Source organism: Sphingopyxis sp., from assembly GCF_035565275.1.
Lineage (GTDB): Bacteria > Pseudomonadota > Alphaproteobacteria > Sphingomonadales > Sphingomonadaceae > Sphingopyxis.
In genome coordinates, this window is record NZ_DATMST010000115.1 from 1 (window position 1) to 6,340 (window position 6,340).

Genomic DNA, 6,340 nt, shown 5'->3' on the forward strand with positions numbered 1-6,340 from the left:
CTGTAACCCCGTCCCGCGGGGCGAAGCAATCCGGGGCGCGCGTCCACCGCCTCGGATTGCTTCGTCGCTATCTTAGTCCGCAAACAGCAGGACCGGCGTTTCAACCAGCTTCTTGAGCGCTTGCACATAGCTCGCCGCGTCCCAGCCATCGACGACGCGGTGGTCGCAGCTGATGGACAGGTTCATGAGCTTTGCTCTGCGGATTTCGTCGCCGTCGAAGACGGGGCGCTCGACGATCTTGTTCGGGCCGACGATCGCGACTTCGGGGCGGTTGATCACCGGGGTGGTTGCGATGCCGCCGAGCGGGCCCAAGGAGGTGACGGTCAGCGTGCCGCCGGTCAGTTCCTCGACTTTCGCCTTGCCGGTGCGCGCGGCTTCGGCGAGACGGGTGATCTCGCTCGCGAGCTGCCAGACATTCTTGTCCTGCGCGTCGCGGATGACGGGGACCATCAGCCCCGCGTCGGTCTGCGTCGCCATGCCGAGATGCACCGCGCCATAGCGCGTCACCACGCCGCCCTCATCGTCGTAGCGCGCGTTGATCATCGGGAATTGCGGGATCGTGCGGCAGATCGCGACGATCAGGAAGGGCAGCATCGTCAGCTTCGGCCGCCCGCCGCGGTTGGCGTTCAAATCGGCGCGCATCTCTTCGAGCGCGGTGACGTCCATTTCCTCGACATAGGTGAAATGCGGGATCGCGCGCTTCGACGCCGCCATATTCTCGGCGATCTTGCGGCGCATGCCGATGACCTTGATCGGCTCGTCGGCACGGGCGCGGCTGACGCCCGGCGTATGATAGCCCTGCCCGCCGCTATAACGCAGGAAAGCGTCGAGATCGGCATGGCGGATACGATCGCCTTCGGCCTGAACCTGGCCGAGATCGACGCCAAGGTCCTTGGCGCGGGCGCGGACGGCGGGCGATGCGAGCACGGCGCGGCTATGGCCTGCTGCGGCGACCGGCGCGGGGGCCGGTGCCGGAGCCGGCGTCGGCGCGGGAGTTGCAACCGGCGCGGGCGCAGCAACCTCGGCCACCGAGACTTCCTCGGCACCCGGCGTTTCCGCCACGATTTCCTGTTCGACCGGCGTATCGGCAGGCGGCGCTTCGACGTCGCCGTCGCCGTCGGTCTCGATCACCGCGAGCGTCGATCCGATCGGGATCAGGTCGCCGACCTCGCCCGCCAGTTCGACGACGATCCCCGAAACGGGCGATTCCATTTCGACGGTTGCCTTGTCGGTCATCATGTCGGCAAGCTGCGCGTCTTCCTCGACGCGTTCGCCGATCTTGACGTGCCAAGCGACGATTTCGGCCTCGGCAATGCCTTCGCCGATGTCGGGCAGACGGAATGAATAACGGGCCATGGCGTCAGTCCTTCAGAATCTTGGTCAGCGCGGTCGCGATGCGCACCGGACCGGGGAAATAGGCCCATTCGAGGCTATGCGGATAAGGCGTGTCGAAGCCGGTTACGCGTTCGACGGGTGCCTCGAGGTGATAGAAACAGCGCTCCTGAACCAGCGCGGCGAGTTCGGCGCCGAAACCCGAGGTGCGCGTTGCTTCGTGGATGATCAGGCAGCGGCCGGTCTTTTTCACCGAGGTTTCGATCGCGTCGATATCGAGCGGCAACAGCGTGCGCAGATCGATGATCTCGGCATCGATGCCCATTTCCTCGACGATCGTCTTGGTCACATGCACCATCGTGCCATAGGCGAGCACCGTGAGCGCCTCACCCGAACGCACCGTCGCGGCCTTGCCGAGTTCGATGCGGTAATAATCCTCGGGAACCGCGCTCGCTTCATGCTTCGACCAAGGCTCGACCGGGCGGTCGTAATAGCCGCTGAACGGGCCGTTGTAGATGCGCTTGGGCTCAAGAAAGACAACCGGGTCATTGTCCTCGATCGCCGCGATCAGCAGGCCCTTGGCATCATAGGGGTTCGACGGGATCACCGTCTTCACGCCGCAGATGTGGGTCATGATGCTTTCGGGCGACTGGCTATGCGTCTGGCCGCCGAAAATGCCACCACCGAAGGGGGTGCGCACCGTCATCGGGCAGATGAAATCGGCCGCCGAACGGTAGCGGAGGCGCGCCGCCTCGCTGACGAGCTGATCGAGCCCGGGATAAATATAGTCGGCGAACTGGATTTCGGGGACCGGGCGCAGGCCATAGGCGCCCATGCCGACCGCGACGCCGATAATCCCGCATTCGTTGATCGGCGTGTCGAATACGCGCGTCTTGCCATGCTTTTTCTGCAGGCCAGCCGTGGCGCGGAAAACGCCGCCGAAAAAGCCGACGTCCTCGCCCATCACGACCATCTTGTCGTCGCGGCCCAGCATGACGTCCATCGCGCTGTTGATCGCCTCGATCATGTTCATGGTTTTGGTTTCGGCCATTATTCGGGCTTCCAGTTGGGGCCGAACTTGGCCTCTTGCTCGGCGAGCATCTGCGCGCACTGTTCCTTGAGGTGCCACGGCATCTCTTCGAACACGTCCTCGAACATGGTTTCAAAGGGCTGGTGCATGCCGTGACCCAGGATGCCAAGCTTTTCAGACTGTTTCTGGGTCGTCTTTACCAGCTCGTCGAGTTCCTTCGCCTGCGCCTCGTACCGTTCGGCATCCCATTCGCCGAGCGTCTCGAGATGCTGGCGCAGCCGCGCGATCGGGTCGCCGAGCGGCCACGCGGTCGCTTCGTCGGCGGGGCGGTAGGCGCTCGGGTCGTCCGAGGTGCTATGGCCTTCGCTGCGGTAGGTGAAATGCTCGATCAGCGTCGGGCCGTTGTTCGTCCGCGCGCGATCCGCCGCCCACTGCGTCGCGGCATAGACCGCGAGCGGATCATTGCCGTCGATGCGGAGGCCGGCGATGCCGTAACCCACCGCGCGCGCCGCAAAGGTCGTGCGCTCGCCGCCGGCAAAGCCCGAGAAGCTGGAGATCGCCCACTGGTTGTTGACGACGTTGAAGATCACCGGCGCGTTATAGACGGTCGCAAAAGTCAGTGCCGAATGGAAGTCGCCCTCGGCCGACGAGCCCTCGCCGCACCAGACCGTCGCGATGCGGCTGTCGCCTTTCGACGCGGAGGCCATCGCCCAGCCCACCGCCTGCGGATATTGCGTCGCGAGGTTGCCCGACACGCTGAAGAAACCATGCTCGGGCGCCGAATACATGATCGGCAGCTGACGGCCGAGCAGATGGTCGCCGCGGTTCGAGTAGATCTGGTTCATCATCTGGATCAGCGGATAGTCGCGCGTGATCAGGATGCCCTGCTGGCGATAGCTCGGAAAGACCATGTCGGTGCGGTCGATCGCCATCGTCGACGCGACCGAAGTCGCTTCTTCGCCCGTGCACTTCATGTAGAAGCTGGTCTTGCCCTGCCGCTGCGCGCGGAACATGCGGTCGTCGAACGCGCGGGTGAGCATCATGTTGCGCAGCATCGTCCGCAGCCGCTCGGGCGACAGCTTCGGATCCCACTGCCCCTTTGCCTGCCCGTCGAAATCGAGCACGCGGACAAGGCCATAGCTCAGCTCGCGCATCGCATCGGGCCTGGTGGCTTCGCTCGGGCGCGGGGTCGCTTCGACCGCGGGAACTTCGATATCGCCAAAGTCCGGGGTATCGCCGGGGCGATAGCGCGGTTCGGGGATATGAAGCGACAGCGGCGGCAAATTGCTCGCCGGGCGCCCCACCTCTTTTTGGGGGGTCGTCTCAGGCATATCTTCTTCCCTTTGAAGGCGCGAATCGCGCCTAGTTATATTTCAACGTGGCGACATATTATTACAGGCGCCATACGAATGCAACGGCCGCCGTCAGACCGCGACGGGCGCGGAAATATGCGCCTGCGGAGCGTAATCCTCGACCGCAAAATCCTCGAACCGATAGTCAAAAATGCTCGAAGGACGGCGAAGAATGCGCAGCTTCGGATTCCCTTCCGGTGTACGCGACAACTGCTGTTCGACCAGTTCGGCGTGGTTCAGATACAGATGGACGTCGCCGCCGGTCCACACGAGCTCGTGCGCATGAAGACCCGCTTGCCCGGCGACCATCCGCGTGAGCAGCGCGGCTTCGAAAACGTTGAACGCAAAGCCCAGTCCGAGGTCGCACGACCGCTGGAACAGCAGGCACGACAGGCCGCCATCGCTGCGCACATGGAATTGATAGGTCATATGGCATGGCGGCAGCGCCATGCGATCGAGGTCGGCAACGTTCCAGCCGGTGAAAATGTGCCGCCGCGATCCCGGATTGTTGCGGAGCGATTCGATCAGCGCCGCGATCTGGTTGTGCCCCTGCGCTGCGCGGCGGAAAAGTCCCTCGCCTGCCGGCTCGTAACGCGGCCAGTTCACCCACTGATGGCCATAGACCGGACCGAGGTCACCCCACTGGCTGGCAAAGGAATCGTCGGCGATGATCCGCGCCTCGAAATCTTCGGCGCTGATCTGCTCGCCCGTTTCGCGGCGATATTTCTCGAGCGGCCAGTCGGTCCAGATCTTCACGCCTTGCGCGACGAGTGAGCGGATATTCGTGTCGCCGGTCAGGAACCACAGCAACTCGCGCAGCGCGGTTTTCCAGTAGACCCGTTTCGTCGTCAGCAGCGGGATCGCGTCGTCCGCAAGCGAGAATCGCATCGTTTCGCCGAACAGCGAGCGAGTCCCCACACCTGTGCGATCGACACGCTCGTCGCCTTCCACCCAGATGCGGCGCATCAGGTCGAGATATTGCAGTTCATAATGGATGGAATCAGGCACGATGCACTCCCGGCTTTTCCGGTCCTTTGCTACGCCCCGCGCCGCGAGCGGACAAGGGAGGTGCAAGGATAGCGCCACATCGTCTCCGATGCGGCTCAGTCCGCAGTTGGGAATCGCCGATGCCCGGAGCATGGGGACGCGAATGACCCTGTTCGAACCTGTCGGCAAAATGCCGGAGCCATCGGCGCCGGAGGGATTCGTGCCGTGCCAGTCGGAAGATCCCGTCGCGCGCCAGCTGCTCCGCCCCCTGTTCAATGACGGACGGGAAACGCTGCTCCTCGCCGGCTTCGATGCTTATCAGCGGCTGGTCAGACTCGAACGCGTCGAAAGCGATACCGCGGCACGCTGCGTCATTCCGCCGCGATGCTGGCGTGCGTTCCTCGGCGGCGGAATCGCGGGGGTGATCATGGCGCACAACCATCCATCTGGCGCCGCGTGGCCCAGCGACGCCGACATACGCACGACGCACGACGCCGCGCTTTTCCTGCGAACGCTGGACATCGACCTGATCGATCATCTGATTTTCATTGCGGACGGTCATTTCAGCTTTCGAACTGCCCAAATGATGTAATCGCGGCAATCATCTTCAATGTGCCGATTGGCGCTTGAAGTTCGCAAATTGCACGTCTAGAGGACCGCCCTGCCTTCGCGGCGACCCCGGTCGTCGCGCGCAGATCGGTCGGGGAGTAGCTCAGCCTGGTAGAGCACTGTCTTCGGGAGGCAGGGGCCGGAGGTTCGAATCCTCTCTCCCCGACCAATTTCTTGCATATTGCAGATTCTGCACCGTCTCTTCTTGTAAGTCGGCGCACAATTCCCTAAATTCAAACTACGCCGCCGTGGTTTTCCCCCTTTCCATCGCGGCGAGTACCCCGTCATCATTGACGCGGGTGCGTCCTCCCTGGACCCTGGCCACCTCGTACTTCGGTACGGGGTGGTTTTTTATTCGGCAGCTTGCGGAAATATTTCCGATTCGGGCTTCGCTTGCCCTATCTCGCCCACAAGGTCCGAAAACCAGCGCGCAAGGCACGCAACGCGATCCGCATCGGGCAAGCGGCCGGATCCCAGATAGAGGCTGCGATCGATCTCGATCTGCACCGCATGGATCGACTGCCCCGGCCGGCCGTGCGTGCGGACGATATGTCCGCCGGCATAGGGCTGGTTCCGCGACAACGGCTCGTTCAATCGCCCCGCCGACGCCATGACCAGGTCGGTCAGCCAATCGCCCGCGGTCGCACCGAAATGATCGCCCACGACGATGCGCGCGCCATGCGCCGGCTGGCCGGCCGGAATCGGGGGCATCGAATGCAGGTCGATCAGGACCGCGTATCCAAACCGGCTCCGTACCTCGGCCAAGGCATCGGCAAGTGCCGCATGATAGGGCCGGTGGAACGATTCGAGCCGCCAGTGCAGCGCTGCGTGGTCGATCGGCCGCTTCCATAACGGACCGCAGTCGGCGAGCCGTGTCGGCACGACGCCCAGGCCGGCGCGCTCCTTGCGCCCCGGCGCCGAAAACTGCATCCGGAGCGGCGGTGCGACCTCGCCCGGCGCCATCTGCCCTTCGCCGCGATTGCAGTCGGCAACCGCCCGCGCCCAAAGCGCCTGCACCACCGTCGCGCCG

The 6,340-nt window shown here is 63.9% G+C and carries 6 protein-coding genes and 1 tRNA gene; 2 read left to right on the top strand and 5 right to left on the bottom strand.

Annotated elements, in window-relative coordinates; translation table 11 throughout:
• Positions 1-72 precede the first annotated feature (72 nt).
• The 4 genes from VN047_RS07795 to thyA all read right to left on the bottom strand — a co-directional run bounded on the left by VN047_RS07795 (position 73) and on the right by thyA (position 4,722).
• Complete coding sequence (locus VN047_RS07795) at positions 73-1,356, bottom strand: dihydrolipoamide acetyltransferase family protein (RefSeq protein WP_325541553.1); 1,284 nt, start codon at positions 1,354-1,356, stop codon at positions 73-75.
• Between the two features lie 4 nt (positions 1,357-1,360).
• Complete coding sequence (locus VN047_RS07800) at positions 1,361-2,365, bottom strand: alpha-ketoacid dehydrogenase subunit beta (RefSeq protein WP_325541558.1); 1,005 nt, start codon at positions 2,363-2,365, stop codon at positions 1,361-1,363.
• Positions 2,366-2,382: 17 nt separating this feature from the next.
• Positions 2,383-3,693 carry a 3-methyl-2-oxobutanoate dehydrogenase (2-methylpropanoyl-transferring) subunit alpha gene (locus VN047_RS07805; RefSeq protein WP_325541554.1) on the bottom strand — a complete coding sequence of 437 codons (1,311 nt, stop codon included), beginning with the start codon at positions 3,691-3,693 and terminating at the stop codon, positions 2,383-2,385.
• A 93-nt stretch (positions 3,694-3,786) separates the two neighbouring features.
• Complete coding sequence (gene thyA / locus VN047_RS07810) at positions 3,787-4,722, bottom strand: thymidylate synthase (protein ID WP_325541555.1); 936 nt, start codon at positions 4,720-4,722, stop codon at positions 3,787-3,789.
• 142 nt (positions 4,723-4,864) lie between these two features.
• Here thyA and VN047_RS07815 point away from each other — a divergent pair, with 142 nt between their 5' ends.
• Positions 4,865-5,293 carry a JAB domain-containing protein gene (locus VN047_RS07815; protein WP_325541556.1) on the top strand — a complete coding sequence of 143 codons (429 nt, stop codon included), beginning with the start codon at positions 4,865-4,867 and terminating at the stop codon, positions 5,291-5,293.
• A gap of 109 nt (positions 5,294-5,402) precedes the next feature.
• Positions 5,403-5,479: transfer RNA gene (locus VN047_RS07820), tRNA-Pro, on the top strand.
• A gap of 182 nt (positions 5,480-5,661) precedes the next feature.
• On the opposite strand, the gene VN047_RS07825 is transcribed toward VN047_RS07820, so the two are convergent.
• A partial coding sequence (locus VN047_RS07825) for an N-formylglutamate amidohydrolase (RefSeq protein ID WP_325541557.1) occupies positions 5,662-6,340 on the bottom strand: 679 nt, incomplete at its 5' end.

Bases quoted from the DNA above. Each gene is read 5' to 3' on its own strand.
- VN047_RS07795 (WP_325541553.1), bottom strand. From the start codon at position 1,356: ATGGCCCGTTATTCATTCCGTCTGCCCGACATCGGCGAAGGCATTGCC.
- VN047_RS07800 (WP_325541558.1), bottom strand. From the start codon at position 2,365: ATGAACATGATCGAGGCGATCAACAGCGCGATGGACGTCATGCTGGGC.
- VN047_RS07805 (WP_325541554.1), bottom strand. From the start codon at position 3,693: ATGCCTGAGACGACCCCCCAAAAAGAGGTGGGGCGCCCGGCGAGCAAT.
- VN047_RS07815 (WP_325541556.1), top strand. From the start codon at position 4,865: ATGACCCTGTTCGAACCTGTCGGCAAAATGCCGGAGCCATCGGCGCCG.